Source organism: Kitasatospora sp. NPDC089509 (assembly GCF_044749365.1).
Lineage (GTDB): Bacteria > Actinomycetota > Actinomycetes > Streptomycetales > Streptomycetaceae > Kitasatospora.
The window spans coordinates 59,297-81,764 of the sequence record NZ_JBIVHS010000021.1 but is presented as its reverse complement, the minus strand read 5'-3'; the positions used below and the strand labels follow the sequence as shown (position 1 = coordinate 81,764).

General features: G+C 73.8%; 20 protein-coding genes. 10 read left to right on the top strand and 10 right to left on the bottom strand.

All coding sequences use genetic code 11. From position 1 onward, the window contains the following. Window positions 1–2: 2 nt before the first annotated feature. The 3 genes from ACIP4P_RS33090 to ACIP4P_RS33080 all read left to right on the top strand — a co-directional run bounded on the left by ACIP4P_RS33090 (window position 3) and on the right by ACIP4P_RS33080 (window position 3,388). A complete protein-coding gene (locus tag ACIP4P_RS33090; protein ID WP_350511830.1) occupies window positions 3–1,055 on the top strand; it encodes an ABC transporter ATP-binding protein in 1,053 nt (350 codons plus the stop codon). Next, window positions 1,045–2,181, top strand: a complete 1,137-nt coding sequence (locus tag ACIP4P_RS33085; protein WP_400924807.1) for an ABC transporter ATP-binding protein — start codon at window positions 1,045–1,047, stop codon at window positions 2,179–2,181. Before ACIP4P_RS33090 ends, ACIP4P_RS33085 begins: the two co-directional genes overlap by 11 nt. 157 nt (window positions 2,182–2,338) lie before the next feature. Continuing rightward, window positions 2,339–3,388, top strand: a complete 1,050-nt coding sequence (locus ACIP4P_RS33080; protein WP_400924806.1) for an ABC transporter ATP-binding protein — start codon at window positions 2,339–2,341, stop codon at window positions 3,386–3,388. A gap of 26 nt (window positions 3,389–3,414) precedes the next feature. Here ACIP4P_RS33080 and ACIP4P_RS33075 read toward each other — a convergent pair whose 3' ends face one another. From ACIP4P_RS33075 to ACIP4P_RS33055, 5 genes are all read right to left on the bottom strand, one after another. Then, window positions 3,415–5,136 (bottom strand): ABC transporter family substrate-binding protein, encoded by a 1,722-nt coding sequence (locus ACIP4P_RS33075; protein ID WP_400924804.1) that lies wholly within the window; start codon window positions 5,134–5,136, stop codon window positions 3,415–3,417. A 135-nt stretch (window positions 5,137–5,271) separates the two neighbouring features. Beyond that, a complete protein-coding gene (locus tag ACIP4P_RS33070; protein WP_400924802.1) occupies window positions 5,272–7,722 on the bottom strand; it encodes a peptidoglycan binding domain-containing protein in 2,451 nt (816 codons plus the stop codon). A gap of 239 nt (window positions 7,723–7,961) precedes the next feature. Beyond that, a complete protein-coding gene (locus ACIP4P_RS33065; protein WP_400924800.1) occupies window positions 7,962–8,420 on the bottom strand; it encodes a DUF6113 family protein in 459 nt (152 codons plus the stop codon). Further along, window positions 8,417–9,355: an N-acetyl-1-D-myo-inositol-2-amino-2-deoxy-alpha-D-glucopyranoside deacetylase gene (gene mshB, locus ACIP4P_RS33060; RefSeq protein ID WP_400924798.1), complete on the bottom strand. Its 939-nt coding sequence runs from the start codon at window positions 9,353–9,355 to the stop codon at window positions 8,417–8,419. The genes ACIP4P_RS33065 and mshB overlap by 4 nt, the downstream gene beginning before the upstream one ends. A gap of 30 nt (window positions 9,356–9,385) precedes the next feature. Further along, window positions 9,386–9,580 carry a DUF2304 domain-containing protein gene (locus ACIP4P_RS33055; RefSeq protein ID WP_350511837.1) on the bottom strand — a complete coding sequence of 65 codons (195 nt, stop codon included), beginning with the start codon at window positions 9,578–9,580 and terminating at the stop codon, window positions 9,386–9,388. Between the two features lie 312 nt (window positions 9,581–9,892). Here ACIP4P_RS33055 and ACIP4P_RS33050 point away from each other — a divergent pair, with 312 nt between their 5' ends. From ACIP4P_RS33050 to ACIP4P_RS33035, 4 genes are all read left to right on the top strand, one after another. Further along, complete coding sequence (locus ACIP4P_RS33050) at window positions 9,893–12,046, top strand: prolyl oligopeptidase family serine peptidase (protein ID WP_400924795.1); 2,154 nt, start codon at window positions 9,893–9,895, stop codon at window positions 12,044–12,046. Window positions 12,047–12,229: 183 nt separating this feature from the next. Then, entirely contained in the window at window positions 12,230–13,180 is a 951-nt protein-coding gene (locus ACIP4P_RS33045) for an ABC transporter ATP-binding protein (protein ID WP_400924793.1), read from the top strand. Beyond that, window positions 13,177–13,899 (top strand): ABC transporter permease, encoded by a 723-nt coding sequence (locus ACIP4P_RS33040; RefSeq protein WP_400924791.1) that lies wholly within the window; start codon window positions 13,177–13,179, stop codon window positions 13,897–13,899. The genes ACIP4P_RS33045 and ACIP4P_RS33040 overlap by 4 nt, the downstream gene beginning before the upstream one ends. 8 nt (window positions 13,900–13,907) lie before the next feature. Then, window positions 13,908–15,167: a sensor histidine kinase gene (locus ACIP4P_RS33035; RefSeq protein WP_400924789.1), complete on the top strand. Its 1,260-nt coding sequence runs from the start codon at window positions 13,908–13,910 to the stop codon at window positions 15,165–15,167. A gap of 190 nt (window positions 15,168–15,357) precedes the next feature. Here ACIP4P_RS33035 and ACIP4P_RS33030 read toward each other — a convergent pair whose 3' ends face one another. Beyond that, on the bottom strand, window positions 15,358–15,849 hold the full coding sequence (locus ACIP4P_RS33030) for a GNAT family N-acetyltransferase (protein ID WP_400924787.1): 492 nt from the start codon (window positions 15,847–15,849) through the stop codon (window positions 15,358–15,360). 89 nt (window positions 15,850–15,938) lie between these two features. Here ACIP4P_RS33030 and ACIP4P_RS33025 point away from each other — a divergent pair, with 89 nt between their 5' ends. Further along, the gene (locus tag ACIP4P_RS33025; protein ID WP_350511843.1) at window positions 15,939–16,568 is read left to right on the top strand and encodes a response regulator transcription factor; all 630 of its coding nucleotides are present in this window, start codon (window positions 15,939–15,941) and stop codon (window positions 16,566–16,568) included. Window positions 16,569–16,581: 13 nt separating this feature from the next. Here ACIP4P_RS33025 and ACIP4P_RS33020 read toward each other — a convergent pair whose 3' ends face one another. Together ACIP4P_RS33020 and ACIP4P_RS33015 are read right to left on the bottom strand one after the other, a co-directional pair. After that, a complete protein-coding gene (locus ACIP4P_RS33020; protein ID WP_400924784.1) occupies window positions 16,582–17,490 on the bottom strand; it encodes a transglutaminase family protein in 909 nt (302 codons plus the stop codon). 31 nt (window positions 17,491–17,521) lie between these two features. Further along, on the bottom strand, window positions 17,522–18,523 hold the full coding sequence (locus ACIP4P_RS33015) for a GNAT family N-acetyltransferase (RefSeq protein WP_400924782.1): 1,002 nt from the start codon (window positions 18,521–18,523) through the stop codon (window positions 17,522–17,524). Window positions 18,524–18,656: 133 nt separating this feature from the next. On the opposite strand from ACIP4P_RS33015, the gene fdxA reads away from it, so the two are divergent. Next, window positions 18,657–18,983 (top strand): ferredoxin, encoded by a 327-nt coding sequence (gene fdxA / locus ACIP4P_RS33010; protein WP_350511846.1) that lies wholly within the window; start codon window positions 18,657–18,659, stop codon window positions 18,981–18,983. 20 nt (window positions 18,984–19,003) lie between these two features. Beyond that, the gene (gene dapC, locus ACIP4P_RS33005; protein ID WP_400924780.1) at window positions 19,004–20,152 is read left to right on the top strand and encodes a succinyldiaminopimelate transaminase; all 1,149 of its coding nucleotides are present in this window, start codon (window positions 19,004–19,006) and stop codon (window positions 20,150–20,152) included. A 71-nt stretch (window positions 20,153–20,223) separates the two neighbouring features. Here the strand turns inward: dapC and ACIP4P_RS33000 are convergent, their stop codons facing one another. After that, entirely contained in the window at window positions 20,224–21,027 is an 804-nt protein-coding gene (locus tag ACIP4P_RS33000) for a hypothetical protein (RefSeq protein WP_350511848.1), read from the bottom strand. Window positions 21,028–21,347: 320 nt separating this feature from the next. Then, window positions 21,348–22,412, bottom strand: a complete 1,065-nt coding sequence (locus tag ACIP4P_RS32995; RefSeq protein WP_400924777.1) for a hypothetical protein — start codon at window positions 22,410–22,412, stop codon at window positions 21,348–21,350. Window positions 22,413–22,468: the final 56 nt, after the last annotated feature.

Below are 22,468 nucleotides of genomic sequence, written 5' to 3'. Positions count from 1 at the left end.
TCGTGAGTACAGCTGTGGACACCGGCCGGACCGGGCGGGAGGCGCCCTACCAGGGGCCGCTGCTCGACGTCCGGGACCTGCACGTCGAGTTCGTCACCCGGGACGGCGTCGCCCGGGCCGTCAACGGGGTCGACTACAGCGTCCGGGCCGGGGAGACGCTGGCGGTGCTGGGCGAGTCCGGCTCCGGCAAGTCGGTGACCGCCCAGGCGATCATGGGCATCCTGGACATGCCGCCGGCCCGGATCCCGCGCGGGGAGATCCGCTTCCGCGGCCGGGACATGCTGAAGATGGGCAAGGAGGAGCGGCGGAGGATCCGCGGGCGGAAGATCGCGATGATCTTCCAGGACGCGCTGTCCGCCCTCAACCCGGTGCTCAGCGTGGGCTTCCAGCTCGGCGAGATGTACCGGGCCCACCAGGGGTTGTCACGGGCGGCGGCCAAGGCCAGGGCCGTCGAGCTGATGGACCGGGTGCGCATCCCGGCCGCCAAGCAGCGGGTCAACGACTACCCGCACCAGTTCTCCGGGGGCATGCGCCAGCGCATCATGATCGCCATGGCGCTGGCCCTGGAACCGGACCTGATCATCGCCGACGAGCCCACCACCGCCCTGGACGTCACCGTGCAGGCCCAGGTGATGGACCTGCTCGCGGAACTCCAGGCCGAGTACAACATGGGGCTGATCCTGATCACCCACGACCTCGGTGTGGTCGCCGACGTCGCGGACAAGATCGCGGTGATGTACGCCGGGCGGATCGTCGAGACCGCGCCCGTGCACGAGCTCTACGCCCGGCCCGCGCACCCGTACACCCGGGGGCTGCTGGACTCCATCCCGCGGCTGGACCAGAAGGGCCAGGAGCTCTACGCCATCAAGGGCCTGCCGCCCAACCTGCTGCGGATCCCCCGGGGCTGCGCCTTCAACCCGCGCTGCCCCCGGGCGCAGGAGGTCTGCCGGACCGACGTGCCGGAGCTGTTCCCGGTCGAGGGCGACGACGGGCTGCCGCTGACCGGGCGCGGCAGCGCCTGCTTCTTCTGGAAGGAGACCCTCCATGGCCGCTAACGGGTCCAGCGCGCTGGGCGCGGTGGTGCCGGAGGGGATCGCCTTCGGGCAGCCGGTGCCGCGCGGCGAGCCGATCCTGGAGGTCCGGGACCTGGTCAAGCACTTCCCGCTGACCAAGGGCGTGCTGTTCAGGAAGCAGGTCGGCGCGGTCAAGGCGGTGGACGGGGTCAGCTTCGACCTGCGGCAGGGCGAGACGCTCGGCATCGTCGGCGAGTCCGGCTGCGGGAAGTCCACGCTGGCCAAGGTGCTGATGAACCTGGAACCGGCCACCGGGGGGTCCGTCCGGTACAAGGGGGAGGAGATCTCCCGGTTGTCGGGATCGGCGCTGAAGGCCGTCCGGCGCAACATCCAGATGGTGTTCCAGGACCCGTACACCTCGCTGAACCCGCGCATGACGGTCGGGGACATCATCGGGGAGCCGTTCCGGATCCACCCCGAGGTGGCGCCCAAGGGCGACCGCCGCAGGGCCGTCCAGGACCTGCTGGACGTGGTCGGGCTCAACCCGGAGTACATCAACCGGTACCCGCACCAGTTCTCCGGCGGTCAGCGTCAACGCATCGGCATCGCCCGGGGGTTGGCGCTCAAGCCGGAGATCATCATCTGCGACGAGCCGGTCTCGGCGCTGGACGTCTCGGTGCAGGCGCAGGTGATCAACCTGCTGGAGCAGCTGCAGGGCGAGTTCAACCTCTCGTACATGTTCATCGCCCACGACCTCTCCATCGTCCGGCACATCTCGGACCGGGTGGGGGTGATGTACCTGGGCAGGATGGTCGAGATCGGCAGCGACACCGAGATCTACGACCACGCCACCCACCCGTACACCCAGGCGCTGCTCTCCGCGGTGCCGGTGCCGGACCCGACGGCGCGCGAGACCCGGGACCGGATCGTGCTCACCGGCGACGTGCCCTCGCCGGCCAACCCGCCCTCCGGGTGCCGGTTCCGGACCCGCTGCTGGAAGGCGGAGCAGCGGTGTGCGGTGGAGGTGCCGCTGCTGGCCGCCCCGGGGTGGCTGGCGGGGGCGGCGGTGCACGACTCGGCTTGTCACTTCGCCGCGGAGCGCGAGATCGGGCAGAGCTCTGCGGAGCGTGACGCTGCGGAGCGCGAAGGCGGGCAGAGCGCCGACTGACCCGTGCGGTACCGAAGGGCGCGTCCTCCCGCCGGAGGGCGCGCCCTTCGCCGTGATGGAACCGAGATCTGCAGCGCACTCCCCAAGTGCACGCCGTTCCTTGATAGTTGCTCTGCGCCTGTCGTTGCTCGCTGCTGCGCGGAGGAGGGCTGCCCGGATGGACGTGGTGGAGGTGACCGGCGGCGGCCGGGAGAACCTGGTACCCGGGACCCCGTTGCTGGAGGTCGAGGACCTGCACGTCGAGTTCCACACCCAGGACGGTGTCGCCCGGGCCGTGAACGGGGTGAGCTACTCGGTGGCGGCGGGGGAGACGCTGGCGGTGCTGGGCGAGTCCGGTTCCGGCAAGTCGGTGACGGCCCAGGCGGTCATGGGCATCCTGGACGCGCCGCCCGCGCGGATCACCGCGGGGCGGATCATGTTCCGCGGCGAGGACCTGCTGACCATGAGCCCCCGGCTCCGGCGGACCGTCCGGGGCCGGAGGATCGCGATGATCTTCCAGGACGCGCTGTCCGCCCTCAACCCGGTGCTCAGCGTGGGCTACCAGCTCGGTGAGATGTACCGGGTGCACCAGGGGCTGTCGCGGGCGGAGGCGAAGGCCAAGGCCGTCGAGCTGATGGACCGGGTGCGGATCCCGGCCGCCAGGCAGCGGGTCGGCGACTACCCGCACCAGTTCTCCGGCGGGATGCGGCAGCGCATCATGATCGCCATGGCGCTCTCCCTGGAGCCCGACCTGATCATCGCGGACGAGCCGACCACCGCGCTGGACGTGACGGTGCAGGCCCAGGTGATGGACCTGTTGGCCGAGCTGCAGGCCGAGTTCAACATGGGGCTGGTCCTGATCACCCACGACCTGGGCGTGGTGGCCGACGTCGCGGACAAGATCGCGGTGATGTACGCGGGCCGGATCGTCGAGACCGCGCCGGTGCACGAGCTGTACGCGCGGCCGGCCCACCCGTACACCCGGGGTCTGCTGGACTCCATCCCCCGGCTGGACCAGAAGGGCCAGGACCTGCACGCCATCAAGGGCCTGCCGCCCAGCCTGCTGCGGATCCCGGAGGGCTGTGCCTTCAACCCGCGCTGCGACCGGGTGCAGGACCTCTGCCGGAGCGAACTCCCGCCGCTGGTGCCGATCGCGGACGAGCACGGCGCCGAGCTGCCGGGTCGTCGCAGCGCCTGCCACTACTGGCGGGAGACCCTGCACGGCTGAGCCGGGCGGGGCCCGGGGCGGGGCCGCTACTTGGTGAAGCCGACGTTCTCCCAGACGATGTCGGACAGGCCCTGGGCGCCGATGTTGGCGAGGTCGGCGCGGGCGCCGTACAGCTGCGGGCGCTGGTAGAGCGGCAGCACGCCGGCCACCTTCCAGAGCTCGCCGTCGGCCTGGTTGATCGCCTCGGAGGTGCTGCCCGCGTCGGTCGCGCCGGCCGCCCGGTCGAGGGCGGCGTCCACCGCCGGACTGCCCGCGCCGGCCCGGTTGGTGGCGCTGCCCTGGACGTAGCTCGCGCGGCTGCCGCTGGCCGGGAACGGGGTGCCGAGCAGGGCGTAGGCGGCGAGGTCGAAGTCGTTGCGGTTGACGTACTTGTCGAAGAACTCGTTGGGGCCGGCGGTCACCGGGGTGAGCTTGATGCCGACGTCCTTGAACATCTTCGTGAGGGCGGCCGTCTCGTTCTGGGCCACCGTGACCCCGGCCGGGACGACCATCCGCAGGTCGAGCTCGCGGCCGTCCTTCTTTCGGACGTCGCCGTCGAGCTTCCAGCCCGCCGCGTCCAGCTTGCGGGCGGCCTCGGCCGGGTCGAAGCGGGACAGGCCCAGCGAGTTGTCGCGGTAGCCGTTCTGGTTGGCGACCAGCAGGTGGTTGTTGAGCGGGACGGCGGGCCAGTCCAGGCCGTTGAGGTCGGTGCGGATCAGGGCGTCCCGGTTGATCGCCTGGAAGACCGCCTGGCGGACGGTCGGGTCGGCGAGCTGCGGGGACCGGGCGTTCAGGGTGAGCTGGCGGAAGTCCGGGCCGCCGGCCCGGCGGACGGCCGCGCCCTTGGTGTTCCTGATGGCCTGGTAGCCGGCCAGGTCCGGGCCGTTGTCGAGGAGGTCGATCGCGCCCTTGGCGAAGGCGGTGCGCATCGCGTCGGGCAGCATGGCGTGGAAGACGATCCGGTCCAGCATCGGCTTGTCGCCCCACCAGGTCGGGTCGGCGACCAGGGTGACGGTCTGGGCGGCCGGGTCCAGCCGGTCGACCTTGAACGGGCCGGCGGTGAGCGGGATCGCGTCCAGGTAGGCCGAGTTGAAGAGGTCCGGGGTGGCGACCTTGCTCGCGGGCAGCAGCGGGGCGTTGGCGGCGCTGTTGAACATCGACTGCCACTCGGAGAACGGCCGGTCGAAGGTCATCACGGCCTGGAAGTCGTCCTTGCCCCGCTCGACCGAGTCGACCAGCTCGAAGCCGGAGGTGCTGGAGGGGCGGTAGGCCGGGTCCTTGCCGTTCATGGCACGCCAGTTGGCCTCGATGTCGCGCCAGGTGATCGGGGTGCCGTCGGACCAGTGGGCCTTCGGGTTGAGCGTCCAGGTGACCACCTGGCGGCCGTCCCTGACCTCGGCGTGGGCCTCCTGGAGGTAGGCCGGGTTGACGGTCTGGGTGCCGGCCGCGTCCGAGCGGAAGAAGGTCGGCAGCAGCGGCTTGGCGACCGCGACGGTCGAGGACTCGGTGCCGTCGGTGTGGATCGGCGACCACTGGTGGGAGAACTGGGCGATCGCCAGGTTCAGGGTGCCGCCCTGGCGCAGCCGGCCGCGGTCGTGGGCGTTGATGTCGACCGCGGTGAGCTTGGGCATCCCGGTGGCGCCCGGCACCGCGTCGGCGGCGGCCGTGCCGTCCGTCCCGGAGGAGCAGGAGCAGAGCGCGAGGGAGAGCGTCAGGGCGGTGAGACCGGCGAGCAGTGCCGTCCGGTGGTGCTGGAGGCGGCGGCCCATCGGCGTGACTCCCGGGGTGACTGTGGCGGATGGTGTGGCGTCACATCTTGCTGACCGGGAGGGGGAGTTGTCGAGGGGCTGGCCCACCGCATCCGTTCGATGCGGTGGGCCAGCCCCTCGTTCGTGTCCGGTTCGTCAGGCGACGGTGAACTTGAAGGTGCGCTCCTTGTCACCCGTCTTGTCGAACAGCGAGGTGACGGCGTCCGCGACGTCCTGCGGGGTGATCGCGGCGGTCTGGCCGTTCTTCTTGGCCTTCACCTTGTCGAACACGCCGTTGAGCTGGGTGCTCAGCGCGTCGAGGTCCCACTTGGGGGCGATCTTGCCGGAGGCGTCCGGGGCGAGCGTGAGCACCTTGGCCGCGGTCTTGGGGCCGAAGTCCCAGGACTTGGTGCCGGCCACGATGTGCACCTTGCCGCTGGTCACCTGCTTGCCGAGGCTGTCGGCGGCGGCCTGCAGGGCCTGGGTGGAGACCTTGGGCTGGGCGGCCGTGACGGCGAGCGCGATCGGCTGGTCGGGCTTGCCGGCGGCGCGGTCGCGGTAGGCCTGCTCGACCACGTCGACGGCGGCGTTGGAGTCCACCGCCTGGCCGGCCTTGCCGGGGACCACGACCGGGTCGCCGTTGTCGGCGAACTTGACGTAGCCCTCCTGGAGGCCCTGGCCGGAGCCGGCCGCCAGCGAGTCCAGCGCGGCCTTGAGCTTGGCGCGGTCGACCCGGACCTCCGGGGCGACGGCCTTGGTGCCGCCCTTGATCGACTTGATCACGTCGACCGGGTTGTAGCTGTGCGCGGCGAGACCGTCCACGGTGGCCGTGGTGTCGAAGCCGAGCCCGGCGACGGTCGGGTCGAGGTCGACCGACTGGTCGCCGATCTTCAGCTTGAGCGGCTGCTGTCCGACCTTGCCGACCGACTCGTCCAGCGCGTGGATCGCCTGGTCGCGGCCGTTGCCGCCGATGTCCGTGCCGAGCACCACGGTGCCCTTGGGGACGTCGGACTGGTTGAGCATCAGGCCGGTGCCGTACGCGGCGGCGCCGAGGAAGAGCACCCCGCCGACGGCGTAGACGCCGAGCTTGACCAGCTTCTTCGCACCGCCGCGCTTGGCCTTGCCCTTGCCCTTGGCGGGGGCGGCCGGCTCGGCCTTGGCCTTGGCGGGCACCGGGCCGGGCGTGGGAACGGCACCCGGGCCGGGGACAGCGCCCGGGCCGGGGACGGGACCGGCACCGGGGCCGGCCTGGGGGCCGGGAGCCGGGGTCGGCAGCGGGGTGACCGCGGTGGCCTCCGGGTCGCGGTCGGCCTGCCGGGGCCCGCCGGGGGCGGGCTGTGCGGCGGGCTGGGGCGCGCCGGGGAAGAGCCCGCCGGGCGCCGCCGGGGCGGCGAACGGGTCCTGGCCGGGGCCGACCGGGCGCTGGGCGGCGAACGGGTCGGTACCGGTCGGTGCCGAGGCGAACAGGCCCGGCTGCGGGCGGCCGTCGGTGCCGTGCGGGGGCAGGCCGGGTATGGCGGCGGGCGGCGGGGTGTTCTCGCGGATCGGCGCGAAGCCGTCCACCGAGGTGTCCTCGGGGTTCGGCCCGGCCTGCGGGCCACCGCCCGGCAGCGGGCCGGTGGGCTGCGGGCCGCCCGGCTGCGGGCCGCCCGGTCGGGTTCCGTCGGCCCGGGGCGCGCGCTGGGGGAGGCCGTTCTGGGGCAGGCCGCCCTGCTGGGGCGCCTGCCGCTGCTTACGGTCGCCGCGCGGGCCGCGCGCACCGGCGTCGGGGCCGGTCGGAGCGGTCGGGGCGAACGGGTCGGTCGGGGCGAACGGGTCGGCGACCGGCGCGAACGGGCCGGCGGCCTCGTACACGCCGGGCTCCTCCACCGGGGCCTGGGCGCCGTACGGCGACCCGGGGGCGGCGGGGGCGGGCCCGGCGCCCGGGTTCGGGGCCTTGCCCTGGGCCGGCACCGGGCGGCCGTCCGACCGGGTCCGGTCGGCGGCCGGAGCCGGGCGGGCACCGTTCGGGGCGGCCTGCGGACGGGCCTCGGCGGCGCCCGGCCCGGCCGGGGCCTCCGGGACGGCCGGGGCACCGGCCGGCACGGCGGCCGGGGCGGGTTCGGCGGCCGGGGCCTTCTTCTGCCGCGGCCGGAACCACGCACCGGTGGACTCGGACTCCGAGGTGGCCGGCGGGATCGGCGGGATCTGCCACTCCGGCGGCAGGTTCGGCGGGGTGCCCTGGGGTCCGCCGCCCTCCATCACGCCGAGGACGGGCGAGACCGGCGAGGCGGGCGCGGAGCGGTGCCGCGGGCCGGCCGGGTCGACGGCCGGGGCCTGCTCGGTCGGGCCGTCATCGTTCCGGGCAGTCTCGTTCTTGACGGTGCTGCGGACGACGACCGGCGGGATCGGGCGCGAGCCGGGGATGTTGATCCGGACCCGGGTGGTCAGGGTGGTCTCGGTCTTCGGACCGTCGTCCTCGCCGCCCGACCCGGTGTCGGCCGCGGCCCGGTCGCCGCCGGGGAAGCCCGGGCCCGGGGTGCCGTAGGGCGGCGTGCCCGACGGGTAGGCGTCCGGACCCGTGCGCCGGGGCGTCGGGTTGGCGTTGTCAGATTCGCGGCTGCTCAATGCTGCTCTGCTCCGGGTTCGCGGGCGGGCCGTGCGGCGCGACCGCGGTTCGTGGTCGCCGGGCCTGGGGCAAACGGCGGTCGGGTACGACGTACTGCGGGACCACCATACTGGGAAGAACTGAGCGGTGAACGGCTTCGGACAGATCCTGATACGTCCGGTTCCTCCGGTATGAGAGTACGGCGGAGTGGTCCTGACTGCGCGTTGTGCGCGCTACCGTACGCGGCCGTCGGCCGGGCTCAGCGAGGGGGGTTGGGCACTCCGGGGAACCAGCTGGTGCGGGTGGGCAGGGTGGCGCAGATCACGCCGAGGATCGAGCCGACGAACAGCCAGGCCAGCGAGGTGGCGTTGGACCACAGCACGTTGTCGCCCTCCGGCCGGGGCACCATCATCAGCAGCATCGCCAGGAACCAGCCGCCCGCGGGGACCGCGGCGCCCAGCCGGGTGCCGGTGACCCGCAGGCCGGCGTAGAAGGTCGCGGCGGTGGCGGCGAGCGCCAGCAGAACCCCCACGGGCGGCCACAGGGCCTGCACAAAGGATCCGCAGACCGACACCGCGACGCCCAGCAGGAAGAACAGGACATACGCCGCGATCCGGGCGGCGCGCGGGGGTTGGGGCTCGGCCAGTCGCTCCTCGCGGGTGCCGAGCACGGCCACCACGACGGAGGGGCGCTTCGGCTTGGCGGCGGGCGCGGTCATCGGGCGTTCCCCTCGCTCGGAGTCGGGTCGTGCGGCGTCGCGGCCTGCGGCGCCGGCTGGTGGTCGAGGCCCGCGAACAGGTCGCGCTCGGGCCGTTCCGGCCCGGCCTGGCCGCGCACCAGCTGGTAGTACTCGGTGGCGAACAGCGGCTGGCCGAGGTGGTTGGAGAGCGCGAAGGAGTCGCCGTCCACGGTGATCTGGGTGGCGTGGGCGGCCATCGCGGCGGCCTTGCGCCCGGCGTGGCCGGCGCCGTCCAGCACGGTGGTGACCACCTCGTCGGCCACCACCCCGGGGACGTCGGCGGGTCGGGCGGTGCCGGGGAAGCGCGCCGCGGCGGCGGTGGCGGCGAGCCCGGCGTCGAGCACCGAGCGGGGCATCCGGTTCCAGTACACCTTGGCGATCCGCCAGGGGGCGCCCGACTCCGGGGCGTACGCCGGGTCGGCGGCCAGTTCGTACGCCCGCATCGCGACCCGGTGCGCCTGGATGTGGTCCGGGTGTCCGTAGCCGCCGTTCTCGTCGTAGGTGACCAGCACCTGCGGCCGCACCTCGCGGATTACCGCGACCAGGTGGCCCGCGGCCTCGTCCACGTCGGCCCGCCAGAAGCAGCCGGGGACGTCGTTCTCGGGCACGCCCATCATCCCGGAGTCGCGGTAGCGCCCCGGGCCGCCGAGGAAGCGGAAGTCGGCGACGCCGAGGGCGCCCATCGCCGCGGTCAGCTCGCCGATCCGGTACGCGCCGAGGGTGTCCTCCCGATCGGCCGTCAGATGGGCCAGCCCGGGCGGGATCACCTCGCCGCCCTCGCCGAGGGTGCAGGTCACCAGCGTCACCCGGGCGCCCTCGGCGGCGTACCTGGCCATGGTGGCGCCGTTGCCGATCGACTCGTCGTCGGGATGGGCGTGCACCAGGAGGAGGCGGCGGCCGGTAGTCGCGGTCATGGGGGAAGCCTAACGACCGCGACCGCGGGGTCAGAGCTTCAGGCCGTTGATCATCCCGGCGAGGTTGCTGGTGACCTGGCTGATCGACGGCGCGATCGAGCTGGAGGCCAGGTAGAAGCCGAGCAGCGCGCAGACGACGGCGTGCGCCAGCTTGAGGCCGGAGCGGCGGATCAGCACCGCCACGATGACGAGCATCAGCACGGCTGCGGAGATGTTCATGGCCATGTGGGCTCATACCCCTTCTCGGGCGCCGCCCTCCGCGGAGGGCGGCCGTGGGACCGTACGGGAACCGGGGTCGGGTGACCGGGGCCCGGGACGGGGTCCGACGATCACTCGCCTGACCAGTCATACCCGATGGGTAAGGGGAGCATTACATTCAGTGAGTCCGCGCGCGCCGGGGCACGAGGGCACTCCTGGGGCGCATGGGCCGGTCGGAGGGGGTTTGGGGGCCTTTGGGGCGTACTCGGGAGGGATGCTCCGAACGAGTGATCGTCAGTCACCCGGCCGTGGGAGTCCGCCGTCGTAGGGTCTGGTGCCATGACCTCCCACACCCCTGCGGACACCTTCCCCCGGCAGTACGCGCGGACCCTGCGCTACACCGTCGGCGCCCCCCGCTCCTTCTCCGTCGCACCGGACGGCTCGCGGGTCGTCTTCCTCCGTTCCCGGTCCGGCGAGGACCGGGCCAACCTGCTCTGGACCCTCGACACCACCACCGGCGAGGAGCGGATCGCCGCCGATCCGGCCGCGCTGCTCGGCGGCGGCGAGGAGGACCTCTCGCCGGCCGAGAAGGCCCGCCGCGAGCGCAGCCGGGAGGGCTCGGCCGGGATCGTCGGCTACGCCCTGGACGCCAAGGCCGCCCTGGCCGCCTTCGCCCTGTCCGGCCGGCTGTTCACCGCCGACCTCGGCACCGGCGCCACCGCCGAACTGCCCGCCCGCGGGCCGCTGCTGGACCCGCGGCCGTCCCCGGACGGCACCCACGTGGCGTACGCCAACACGGCCGGCGAACTGCGGCTGACCCGCACCGACGGCGGCGGCGACCGGGCGCTCGCCGAGCCGGACGGCCCGAACGTCACCTGGGGCCAGGCCGAGTTCATCGCCCAGGAGGAGATCGACCGCAGCCGCGGCTTCTGGTGGTCCCCGGACGGCGAGCGGCTGCTGGTCGAGCGCGCCGACGACAGCCCGGTGCGCCGCTGGTGGATCGCCGACCCGGCCAACCCGGAGAGAGAGCCCGCCGAGGTCGCCTACCCGGCGGCCGGCACCGCCAACGCCGAGGTCGCCCTCTTCGTCCTCGACCTGCACGGCGGTCGCACCGAGGTGGTCTGGGACCGCCAGGCCTTCCCGTACCTGGCCCGGGTGCACTGGTCCGAGGGCGGCGCGCCGCTGCTGCTCGTCCAGTCCCGCGACCAGCGCGCCCAGCAGGTCCTCGGCCTGGACCCGGCCACCGGCGCCACCGAGCTGCTGTTCGAGGAGCGCGACGAGGTCTGGCTGGAGGCCTTCCCCGGCGTGCCGGCCTGGACCCCGGACGGCAAGCTGGTCCGGATCTCCGACGAGGGGGGAGTGCGGGCGCTGGTGGTCGGCGACCGGGCCGTCACCGGGCCCGACCTGCACCTGCGCTCGGTGATCGCGGTCACCGAGCGGGAGGTGTTCTTCAGCGCCTCCGGCGGCGTCGCGGAGACCGACCCGGAGCCCGGCTGGATCGCCGTCGGCCGGATCGGCCACGACGGCCGGCGGCTGGCCTGGGAGTCCTCCAACGGCCGTCCGTTCACCTCCGTCACCAGCGCGGTGCACGCCGGCGGGATCACCGTCCGGGCCACCGCCGAGCCCGACCTGCCCGGCACCCTGGTGCAGGTCGCCCGGGACCTCCCGGAGGGCGTGGTGGTCGACGACGTGGCTGTCATCGCCTCGCACGCCGAGACCCCGGTGATCACCGCCCGCCCGGTCTTCCGCTTCGCCGGCGAGCGCCGCATCCCGGCCGCGGTCTTCCTGCCCACCGGCTACGACCGGGAGCGGGACGGCCTGCTGCCCGTCCTGATGGACCCGTACGGCGGCCCGCACGGCCAGCGGGTGGTCCAGGCGCACAACCCGCACCTCAACTCGCAGTGGTTCGCCGACCAGGGCTTCGCGGTGGTCGTCGCCGACGGCCGCGGCACCCCCGGGCGCGGGCCGGCCTGGGAGAAGTCCATCGCCTTCGACTTCGCCGGGGCCACCCTGGACGACCAGGTCGAGGCGCTGCGGGCGCTCGCCGGGGAGTTCCCGCTGGACCTCGACCGGGTCGCGATCCGCGGCTGGTCGTACGGCGGCTACCTGTCCGCGCTCGCCGTGCTGCGCCGCCCGGACGTGTTCCACGCGGCCGTGGCCGGGGCACCGGTGACCGACTGGGAGCTGTACGACACCCACTACACCGAGCGCTACCTGGGCCACCCGGCCGAGCGCCCCGAGGTGTACCGGGAGAACTCGCTGACCGGCTACGCGGCCGGCCTGGAGCGCCCCCTGATGATCATCCACGGCCTCGCCGACGACAACGTGGTGGCCGCCCACACCCTGCGGCTCTCCTCGGCGCTGCTCGCGGCCGGGCGCCCGCACACCGTGCTGCCGCTGTCCGGCGTCACCCACATGACGCCGCAGGAGGAGGTCGCGGAGAACCTGCTGCTGCTCCAGGTCGACTTCGTGAAGCGCTCGCTGGGGCTGTAGGGGCCCCCGACCAGCGGATTCGACGGCCGGCCCCCGGGCGGTGGGGGCCGGCCGTCGGCATGACATCCGTCATACCGAAGGCACGACGGCCGACACTGCCGCCGGCCCCCGCCCGCGCGGGACTCTGTGGTGGTGCGCGGACAGCCCCGCACGCGACACCATCAGAGGAGAGGAGCCGGGCGAATGGTTACCGAGGTGGCCGCCTTCCGCGGCGTCGGCAAGAGCTACGGGCGGGTGCGCGCCGTGGACGGCCTGGACCTGGTGCTGCGGCCGGGCGAGACCGTCGCCCTGCTGGGCCCGAACGGCGCCGGGAAGTCCACCAGCCTGGACCTGCTGCTCGGCCTGCGCGAGCCCGACCGGGGCAGCGTCACGCTGTTCGGCGGCACCCCGCGGTCGGCGATCGCGGACGGCCGGGTCGGCGCGATGCTGCAGAGCGGCGGGCTGATGACCGACGTCAAGGTCCGCGAGATCGTCGAACTCGCCTGCAAGGTGCATCCGCGCGGCCGGTCGGTCCCGGAGGTGCTCGCCGACGCGGGGATCGAGGAGTTCGCCGAGCGCCGGGTCGACAAGCTGTCCGGTGGCCAGGAGCAGCGGGTCCGCTTCGCCCTGGCGATCGCCGGGGACAGCGACCTGATCGTGCTGGACGAGCCCACCACCGGCATGGACGTCAGCGTCCGGCAGGCGTTCTGGGCGAGCATGCGGGCGCAGGCCGACGCCGGGCGCACGGTGCTGTTCGCCACCCACTACCTGGAGGAGGCCGACTCGATCGCCGACCGGGTGCTGGTGCTGCACCGGGGCCGACTGATCGCCGACGGCAGCTCCGCGGAGATCAAGGCGCGCGCCGGGGCCCGCCGGATCGCCTTCGAACTCCACGACGCGGACGGGGAGTTCTTCGACGAGGGGATGCTGCGCACGCTGCCGGGGGTGCAGTCGCTGGACGTCACCGCCCGGGTCCCCGGGGTGCGGACGGTGCGGATCCGCACCGCGGACGCGGACGCGGGCGTGGCCGCGATCTACCGGGCGGGCCTGTACCCGCGCGGGCTGGAGGTCACCGGGGTCGGCCTGGAGCAGGCCTTCCTGACCATCACGGGCGAGCTGGACAAGCAGGACCTGGCCGAGGAGAACGCGCGATGACCACCCTGATCAAGCTGGAGATCCTGCGGACCCTCCGCAACCGGCGCTACCTGTTCTTCACCGTCGTCTACCCGGCGCTGATGTACGTGTTCTTCATCAACGCCTACGGCTCCGGCAACCAGGCCGGCGGCGTGCCGGTGAAGACCTACTTCATGGTCTCGATGGCCACCTTCGGCGCGGTCGGTGCGGTGCTCACCGGCAGTGCCCAGCGGATCTCGCTGGAGCGCAAGAGCGGTTGGACGCGCCAGCTGCGGCTGACCGCGCTGCCGGGCCGGGCGTACACCGTCGGCAAGATCGCGGCGACCGCGGTGACCACGCTGCCGGCGATCCTGGTGGTGTTCGCGGTCGGGGCGAGCCAGGGCGTCTCGCTGACCGCGGCGCAGTGGGCCGGGCTGGTGGTCGCGCTCTGGCTGGGCAGCTTCGTGTTCGCCGCGCTGGGGGTGGCGCTGGGCTACGCGGCGGCGCCGGACGCGGTGCAGCCGATCGTGATGATCGTCTACATGGCGATGGCGCTGCTCGGCGGCACCTGGTTCCCGGTGGCCGGCTCGCTGGAGAAGTTCGCCCGGTTCAACCCGGTGTTCCTGTACAACAAGCTGGCCGTCTTCATCCAGCCCGGGCACTCCCTGGACCTGGTCGCGGTCGCCGGACTGGCCGCCTTCTTCGCCGTCTTCGTGGCCGCCGCGGCGGCGCTGTACCGGCGCGACGCCCGCCAGGCATGATGATCCACATGAGTGACGAACGCCGGACCCACCGCACCGACGAACCGCCGGAGGCGGGTCCGGCGCGCGCGTCGTTCATGAACGTCCCGGGCGCCGCGGTGGAGACCAGGCGGCAGATGCTGGTCAAGGTCGCCTGGATGCTGCTGTGGATGCTCTACCTGCTCTACCCGGCGAGCGACCTGGTGAACGGCGGTCACAGCCCGGCCGCGCAGGTGCTCGGCTGGGGCTGCCTGGTGCTCTTCGTGAGCGCCTACGTCCTGCTGGTGATCTTCCGCTCGCAGGCCGGGATGCGGCCGCGGGCCTGCCAGGTGATCGTCGGGACGATGATCGCCCTGGCCGTGGCCTCCTCCGCGGTGCTCGGCGGCGCGTTCCTGACCATGTTCATCTACGCCTCGGTGTGCCTCGCGGTGATCACCCCGGTGAAGCACGCGCTGCGCGCGCTGCTCGCCATGGCGGCGCTGACCGCCGCGACCGGGCTGCTGATCCACGCCGGTACGGACAACACCACCACCTTCACTCTCAGCGCCTTCCTCTCCGGTGTCGCGATGACCGGCATGCAGCGGCTGGTCGCCACCATGAAGGAACTGCGCGAGGCCCGGGCCGCCGTCGCCCATCTGGCCGCCTCCGAGGAGCGGCTGCGGCTCGCCCGCGACCTGCACGACCTGCTCGGGCACTCGCTCTCACTGATCACCCTGAAGAGTGAGCTGGCCGGCCGGTTCATGGACGCGGGCAAGGACGAGGCGGCCCGGGCCCAGGTCGCCGACATCGAGCAGGTCGCCCGGCAGTCGCTGATCGACGTCCGGGAGGCGGTGACCGGCTTCCGCCGGCCCACCCTGCCGGTCGAACTCGCCGCCGCCCGGACCGCCCTGTCCGCCGCGCAGGTCCGGTTGGAGGCCGCGCCGGAGCTGGTGGACGCCTGGCCGTCGCTGGCCAACGAGGAGGCGGGTGCGCTGGCCTGGGCGCTGCGCGAGGCCGTCACCAACATCGTCCGGCACGGCGAGGGCGCCACCGTCTGCACGGTGACGGCTGACGAGACCTGGGAGGGCGACGGCGGGCGGTACGCGGTCCTGCAGATCACCGACGACGGGCGCGGCCCGGGCAAGTCCCAGCCGGGCAACGGGCTTTCCGGCCTCCAGGAGCGGCTCGCCCTGGTCGGCGGGCGGCTGGAGACCGGCCCGGGGGCGCACGGCAAGGGCTTCCGGATGCGGGCCTCGGTGCCGCTGCGGACGGTGTCGGCGCCGGCCCCGGAGTCCTCGAAGACCTCCTAGGCCCTGTCCGGCCGATCTTGCCGGGCGCGCGACGCCGGGCATCCCGCCTGGACGCACGCCCGAATCGTCCAAGTACGTCCAGTACGAGGCCGACTCGGGCGCACGCCCAGCCGGGCGCGAAGTGGGGGTACCTCCCGGCCGAAGGCTGGGGGAGCCGCGCGCCGATCCGCCAAGATCGGCCGGACAGGACCTAGTCGGTCTGGTCCAGGACGCGGTGGTGGCGCAGCGCGGGCCGGCCGGCGAGGAGGAACTCCCCGGTGACCGTGAACCCGTTGCGGGCCAGGACGGCCAGCGAGGCCGGGTTGTCGGGCCGGGCGGCGGCCGTCAGCGTGTCGAGGCCGTAGTCGCGGGCGGCGAGCTGGCAGACCTCGGCGACGGCCGCGGTGGCGACGCCCCGGCCGGTGGCGGACTCGGCCACCCGGTAGCCGAGTTCGGCGTCGCCGTCCAGCCGGTTCACCAGGTTGATCCGGCCGATCAGGACCCCGGCCGGATCGAGGATCACGTGGAACCAGGAGACGCCCGAGGCCTGTTCGGCGAGCAGGGCGGCGTGCCGGTCGGCGAACTCCGCGAAGTAGGCGTCGCCGCGGTCGGGGACGCTCCGGGCGAACCAGGCGCGGTTGGCGAGTTCGAAGGCGAGCAGCGCCCCCGCGTGGTCGGGGCGGAGCAGTTCCAGGGTCGGCATACCGGTCAGTGTGGCGCTCGGCGCCCCCGCCGGACCACCGGAATACCCGCGGCCGGTACCGGGAAGTGACAGGCCCTAAGGTCATGGCCATGGGTAACGCAGAGAACAGCCCCTCGATCCGCGTGCTGCTCGCCGAGGACCAGGGGATGGTCCGGGAGGCGCTGGCGGCGCTGCTCGGGCTGGAGGGGGACATCGACGTCGTCGCGCAGGTGGGCCGCGGGGACGAGGTGGTGGCGGCGGTGCTGGCGAACGAGGTGCAGGTCGCCGTGCTGGACATCGAGATGCCGGGGATGACGGGCATCGAGGCGGCCGCCGAACTGCACCGGACGGCGCCCGCGGTGAAGGTGGTGATCGCGACCACCTTCGGTCGCCCCGGCTACCTGCGCCGGGCGATGGAGTCCGGCGCGGACGCCTTCCTGGTGAAGGACGCGCCCGCCTCCGAGCTGGCCGAGGCGATCCGCCGGGTGCTGCGCGGCGAGCGTGTGATCGACCCGGCGCTGGCGGCGGCCGCGCTGGCCGAGGGCGCCAATCCGCTGACCGCGCGCGAGCGGGACGTGCTGGGCGCGGCCGCGGACGGCGCGGTGAACGCGGACATCGCCCGGCGGCTGCACCTGTCGGAGGGGACGGTCCGCAACTACCTGTCGATGGCGATCCAGAAGACCGAGGCCCGCAACCGCACCGAGGCGGTCCGGATCGCCCGCGAGAAGGGCTGGCTGTGACGTCGGTGGCGCGCTAGTTGAGCCGGTGTCGGGCCGCCCGGGCCTCCTGGCGGACCTTGGCGGCGGTGTCCGGGTCGAAGGCGTCCAGGATCTGCGCGTAGGAGTCCATCTCCGCCGAGCCGCCGAGGAAGTCGCCCATCCGGACCAGCAGTTCGGCCCGTTCCAGCCGGAGTTGGGCCGGGTGCCGGGGGAGCAGCAGGGCGAGTTCGGTGGCCCACAGCTGGGTGCGGGCCTGTTCGGGCCGGTCGGCGGCCCAGGCCCGGATGTTGCCGAGCACCCGCAGCACGATGTCCAGCGGCTGGGCCGGGGTGAGCAGCGCGGGGGTGAAGTCCTGCCCGGAGAGGGCGACCAGGTGTTCGACGTCGGCCGGGTCGAGCAGCCGGCCGCCGTGGAACGGGTCGGCGAGGACGTACTCCTCGCCGCCGGTCGGGCCGCCGACTGCGACGATGAAGTGGCCGGGCAGGGCGATGCCGTGGACGGTGAGCCCGGCCCGCCGGCCGACCGCCGTCCAGACCAGCGAGAGCATGATCGGCAGGCCGCGGCGGCGCCGCAGCACGTCGGGCAGCAGCGAGGACTCCAGACGCCGGTAGTCGGACTGCCGCCCGTGGAACCGTTCGCGCCCGCCGAGCACGGCGGCGAGCAGCGCGGCGGTCTCCTCGGGCCCGGACGGCGAGCGTTCGGCCACGGCGAGCCGGACGGCCGCCGCGTGCCGTTCGAGCGCGGCCTCGCAGGCGGCCAGCAGGGTGTCCACGCCCGGCGGTTCGCCCGGATCACCCGGGTCGAGGACGGGGTCGTGCTCGGCGGCGGCGAGCAGGCACAACAGCACGGGGTCGGGCTGCTCGCCGCGGGCGGCGGTCCGGAAGCGGTCTCTGCTCTGCTCGGTCACGGTGACGGCGACGGCCTTCGTACGACGGACGGACAAGCGGACAAACCAGGATGGAACGGTCGGGCGGCTACTCCTGGGGAAGGAGTGCGTAGTGGTAAGTGTGACTGGTCGTGAAGCCGAGTCCGTCATAGAGCGCGAGTGCGGCGTCGTTCCCGTCCTCCACCTGCAGGTAGGCGCCGCTCGCCCCCTCCTCCGCCGCGCGGGCGGCGAGCACCGCCATCACCGCGGTCGCCAGCCCGGCCCGCCGGGCGTACGGCTGCACCTCGATCGCGCCGAAGCAGGCCCACGGACCGTCGATGACGCAGCGTCCGATCGCCAGCGGCGGCTGTCCGGGGGCGCCGGGCACGGTGGCGAACCAGACCGAGGGGCCGCCGTGCAGCACCTGCCGGGCCGCCTCGCGCACCGCCGGGTCCCCGCCCAGCCGCCCGTACAGCGACATCCAGTCGGCGTCCGCGGTCCGGGCGAGGCGGACGCGGTCGTGCCCGCTCCCGACGCGGGCCAGGGCGGTCAGCGGGGCGGTGCGCACCTGGGTGGGGGAGCGCGGCGGGCCGAGCAGCTCCCGGAGGTCGCCCGCCGTCCCGGGGGTGACCACCTCGACCAGGGCGGGCAGGCCGCGCGCCGCGTACCAGTCCCGGACGGCGGCCAGCGCCTCGGGCAGCGGCAGACCCGGATCGCCGAGCGCCTGTACGGAGTTGGCCCGCTGGGTGAACCCGGCCGCGGCGCGCAGCGTCCAGGCGCCGAGGGCCCGCTGCTCGGCCCCGGGCCAGCCGCGGCCGGCGGTGCGCTGCAGCTCGACCGGGGTGGCGGCGGGCTGCGGCGCCCGTCGCACCGGGAAGAGCGGCACCGTCTTCCCGGCGACCAGCAGGCGTTCCGGGAAGGTCACCGGACCGCCCGCGCGCGGCTCGACCGTGAGTCCGTGATCGTCCCACGATGTGAGCACGCCGATCACATCGCGGAACACCGGACGGTCGTCCACGAACTCCGAGAGGCGCCGCACGGACACCCGAAGACCCACGTCAGAGCGATCTATCCGGACTTCCGGACGGCGTTCCAGCTGGTCTCGGGTCATGATCCGGCCACCTCCTGTGCATTTGCCTGCTCCGACCCGCGATACTAGGGGCGGGCATCGACGACGCCGCGCTCACCGCGCACGGCAGCAGAACAGAACGGGCCGCCAGGCCCTTCCGAGGAGGAACGACAGCGTGACCTACGTCATCGCGCAGCCTTGTGTCGACGTGAAGGACAAGGCGTGCATCGAAGAGTGCCCGGTTGACTGCATCTACGAGGGAAGCCGTTCCCTCTACATCCACCCGGATGAGTGTGTCGACTGTGGCGCATGCGAGCCGGTCTGCCCGGTCGAGGCGATCTTCTACGAGGACGACACTCCGGAGGAGTGGAAGGACTACTACAAGGCGAACGTCGAGTTCTTCGACGACCTGGGCTCGCCCGGTGGCGCCTCCAAGCTCGGCCTGATCGAGCGGGACCACCCGTTCATCGCCGCGCTGCCGCCGCAGAACGCCGACCACTGACGATCGGTGGCTACTGAGCTGTGAACACCAACAGCACGCACGCGCCGTTCCCGGGCCACCCGGGAGCGGCGCGCCGCGTTTCCGACCGGCTCCCGGTTTTCCCCTGGGACAAGCTGGAGCCCTACAAGGCCACCGCCCTCGCCCACCCCGGCGGCCTGTGCGACTTCTCCGTCGGCACCCCGGTCGACCCGGTCCCCGAGGTGATCCAGAAGGCGCTGGCCGCCCACACCGACACCCCCGGCTACCCGACCGTCTGGGGCCCGCTGGAGCTGCGCGAGGCGATCGCCGGCTGGCTGGACCGCCGCTGCGGCGCGCGGATCGACCCGTCGGCCGTCCTGCCGACCGTCGGCTCCAAGGAGCTGGTGGCCTCGCTGCCGACCCAGCTCGGCCTCGGCCCGGGCGACCAGGTCGCCTACCCGCGGCTGGCCTACCCGACCTACGAGGTGGGCGCGCGGCTGTGCGGCGCCGAGCCGGTCGAGTACGACTCGGTGGACGAGCTGGACGGCTCCCGGGTGCGCCTGCTCTGGGTGAACTCGCCGTCCAACCCGACCGGTCGGGTGCTCGGCGCGGCCGAGCTGCGCCGAGCGGTCGAGTGGGCCCGGGAGCACCGGGCGCTGCTGGTCAGCGACGAGTGCTACTTCGAGCTGGGCTGGGAGGCCGAGCCGGTCTCGGTGCTGCACCCGGACGTCTGCGGTGGCGACCACGAGGGCCTGCTGGCCGTCCACTCGCTCTCCAAGCGCTCCAACCTGGCCGGTTACCGCGCCTCCTTCGTGGCGGGCGACCCGGTGGTGGTCAAGGAGCTGCTCGGGCTGCGCAAGCACGGCGGCATGATCGTGCCGGCGCCCGTCCAGGCGGCGACCGTCGCCGCGCTGGCGGACGACGCGCACGTCGCCGAGCAGCGGGAGCGGTACGCGGCCCGGCGCTCGGCGCTGCGGGCGGCGCTGGAGGCGTACGGCCTCCGGGTCGAGCACTCCGAGGCGAGCCTCTACCTGTGGGCGACCCAGGACCGCCCGTGCTGGGAGACGGTGGCCGAACTGGCCGCGCTGGGCATCCTGGTGGCGCCCGGCGACTTCTACGGGCCGGCCGGCGGCAGCTTCGTCCGGGTCGCCTTCACCGCGACCGACGAGCGGGTCGCCGCGGCCGTGGAGCGGCTCACCGCGGCACGCTGACGGCACGACGGAGGGGCCGGTGTTCCGAACGGAACACCGGCCCCTCGCGCGTGTGCGGACGTACCGGGGGCCTACAGCGGCAGGCCGCTGATGCTGCCGCCGTTCACGCCGCCGAGCAGGCCGCCGACCGGGCCGAGCGAGTTGGTCAGGCCGGACAGCGGGTTGTTCGGGCCGAGGTCGGCGCCGCCGAGCCGGTTGGCCGAGCCGTGCTCCGCGAGGCCGAGCACGTCGGTGGCGGGCAGGCCGCCGGGCAGCGCGTGCTCGACCGAGCCGAGCGGCAGGGCGCGCTCGACCGCACTGGTCGGCAGCGCGTCGGTGACGGCGCTGGTGCTGGGCACGGCGCTGGAGAGCTTGCCGGCGCCGGGCACGGCCTGGGCGAGGGCGCCCGCCTGGCCGAGGCCGCCGACCGGGCTGGTGCCGGCGTTGGCGCTGCGGGTGCCCATGCCCTTGCCGGTGACGGCCTCGCCGAGCTTGCCGGCCAGGGCCGAGGCGACCTTCGGGGTGACGGCGGAGAGCTGGCCGGTGGTGGCGGCGGTCTGGTCGACCGGGGCGGTCAGCGAGCTGGCCTTCTCGTTCGCCTCGGGGAGCTGGTGGGCGACGATGTTGCCGGCCGCGTCGGCGGAGGCCGGTACGCCCGCGGCGACGGTGGCCGCACCGGTGGTGCCGGCGGCCTGGCCGAGCTGGTGGGTGGTGTGCTGCAGGGTGGAACCGGTGTCGGTGTTGGTCAGCTGGCCCAGCGGCGCCGCGAGGTCGCTCTTGGGAAGCAGGGCGTCCCCGCCCAGGGCGGACGCGGAGCCGGCCGCGACCAGCGGGGTCGCTCCGGCCGCCACGACGAGCGCGGCCTGGGCGATCCGGCGCGTGAGGGGGTGAGACATGGGGCTCCTCGAAGGGGTCTGGGTCCGTCCCGTCCGCCGGTGGACGCCCGGGTGGACGATCCGGGCGCGGACAGGACCTGGCGGACGACGTTGTTACCGCTTGAGAAGCCAGAAGGTTGCGGGCGGCGCAAGGAAAGTGCCTGACCGACCATCGGATCGTACGACCGCGGCGGGGGTGCTCTCCGGACCCCTCCGAATGCCTTCCGACCCGCCCGGTCAAGGGAAGTGACGGTTCATCATCGAAGGCCGCCGGAACGGGCGACCGGTCCACCGGAGTTGACCGGAATCACCCGTCCGGCGGCTACCCGAACACCTGTCCGTCAGCCCTTGCCGTACGGGGCCACGGTGACCTGGACGAGCTTGGTCGACGTCCCCGAGGTCTGGGACTGCCAGCCGTCCTCCGACTCGGTCTTGCGCCAGATCTTCCCGTCGTAGGCGACCGTCGCGATGCCCAGCTGCTGGGCCTGGGCGACCGCCCAGTGGGCCACCTCCCAGCCGCTGGCCCGCTCGGCGTTCGCCCCGGCGTCGGCCCCGGCGTCCGCCGAGGTGGTCAGCGCGGCGGCGGCCGGGTCCGGGGTCAGCGCGACGGCGTTCTCGGCGCCCTTGATGGTCGAGGCGTAGCCGGCCGTCGCGGAGACGGTCCGCCCGAACTCCCGGCGCACCCGGTCCGACAGCACCTGGGCGCGGTCCGGCTGCGCGGCCGGGGAGGCCGAGGCGCCCGCGGTCGGCGACGGCGAGTCGCCCGGGTCCGGCTTGGCGTAGTCCTTCACCACACAGCTGAAGGAGGCGGGCTCCCGGCCGGCCAGCGCCGAGGTGAGCAGCGTCGCCTTGGTCTCGTGCTTGGCGTAGGCCTGCGGGTAGCCGCTCTTCTGCACCGCCTGGGCCGCGTCGGTCAGCGGCATCCGGGTGTAGCCGGGGACCTTGACCAGGCCGTCCAGGAACTTGTTGGTCGCGTACACCGGGTCCGCGATCTGCTCCGGGGTGCCCCAGCCCATCGAGGGCCGCTGCTGGAACAGGCCGATCGAATCCCGGTCGCCGCCCGCGAGGTTGCGCAGCTTGGACTCCTGCATCGCGGTGGCCAGCGAGATCGCCGTCGCCCGGTCCGGCAGCCCGCGCGAGCGCGCCACCGCGGCGATCGTCGCCGCGTTGGCGGCCTGCGGCAGCTCCAGGGTCCCGCTGCCGGCCGCGGTCTTCACCGTGCACTCCTCCGAGGCGCTCTGCCGGAACCCGAACCACCAGATCCCGACCACCGCCAGACCCGCGACCATCGCCAGGCCGAGCAGTCCGACCAGTACGAGCAGCAGCGCGCGCACCGGACCGCGGCGGGGCGCCACTTCGTCGCCCAGCTCGTCGTCCAGCTCCTCGCTGCGCCTTTTCCTGGCCACCATCGCCCCTCTCGCGCCCACCTTCTTGATCCGACACCGTACCCACTCGGACGGGT

What these genes read in the sequence shown, in the direction of transcription:
- ACIP4P_RS33000 (WP_350511848.1), bottom strand. Translation starts at nt 21,027, where the DNA reads ATGTCTCACCCCCTCACGCGCCGGATCGCCCAGGCCGCGCTCGTCGTG.
- ACIP4P_RS33055 (WP_350511837.1), bottom strand. Translation starts at nt 9,580, where the DNA reads ATGGCCATGAACATCTCCGCAGCCGTGCTGATGCTCGTCATCGTGGCG.
- ACIP4P_RS33045 (WP_400924793.1), top strand. Translation starts at nt 12,230, where the DNA reads ATGGTTACCGAGGTGGCCGCCTTCCGCGGCGTCGGCAAGAGCTACGGG.
- ACIP4P_RS33085 (WP_400924807.1), top strand. Translation starts at nt 1,045, where the DNA reads ATGGCCGCTAACGGGTCCAGCGCGCTGGGCGCGGTGGTGCCGGAGGGG.
- ACIP4P_RS33065 (WP_400924800.1), bottom strand. Translation starts at nt 8,420, where the DNA reads ATGACCGCGCCCGCCGCCAAGCCGAAGCGCCCCTCCGTCGTGGTGGCC.
- ACIP4P_RS33015 (WP_400924782.1), bottom strand. Translation starts at nt 18,523, where the DNA reads ATGACCCGAGACCAGCTGGAACGCCGTCCGGAAGTCCGGATAGATCGC.
- ACIP4P_RS33050 (WP_400924795.1), top strand. Translation starts at nt 9,893, where the DNA reads ATGACCTCCCACACCCCTGCGGACACCTTCCCCCGGCAGTACGCGCGG.
- ACIP4P_RS33030 (WP_400924787.1), bottom strand. Translation starts at nt 15,849, where the DNA reads ATGCCGACCCTGGAACTGCTCCGCCCCGACCACGCGGGGGCGCTGCTC.
- ACIP4P_RS33035 (WP_400924789.1), top strand. Translation starts at nt 13,908, where the DNA reads ATGAGTGACGAACGCCGGACCCACCGCACCGACGAACCGCCGGAGGCG.
- ACIP4P_RS33080 (WP_400924806.1), top strand. Translation starts at nt 2,339, where the DNA reads ATGGACGTGGTGGAGGTGACCGGCGGCGGCCGGGAGAACCTGGTACCC.
- mshB (WP_400924798.1), bottom strand. Translation starts at nt 9,355, where the DNA reads ATGACCGCGACTACCGGCCGCCGCCTCCTCCTGGTGCACGCCCATCCC.
- ACIP4P_RS33025 (WP_350511843.1), top strand. Translation starts at nt 15,939, where the DNA reads ATGGGTAACGCAGAGAACAGCCCCTCGATCCGCGTGCTGCTCGCCGAG.
- ACIP4P_RS33040 (WP_400924791.1), top strand. Translation starts at nt 13,177, where the DNA reads ATGACCACCCTGATCAAGCTGGAGATCCTGCGGACCCTCCGCAACCGG.
- ACIP4P_RS33075 (WP_400924804.1), bottom strand. Translation starts at nt 5,136, where the DNA reads ATGGGCCGCCGCCTCCAGCACCACCGGACGGCACTGCTCGCCGGTCTC.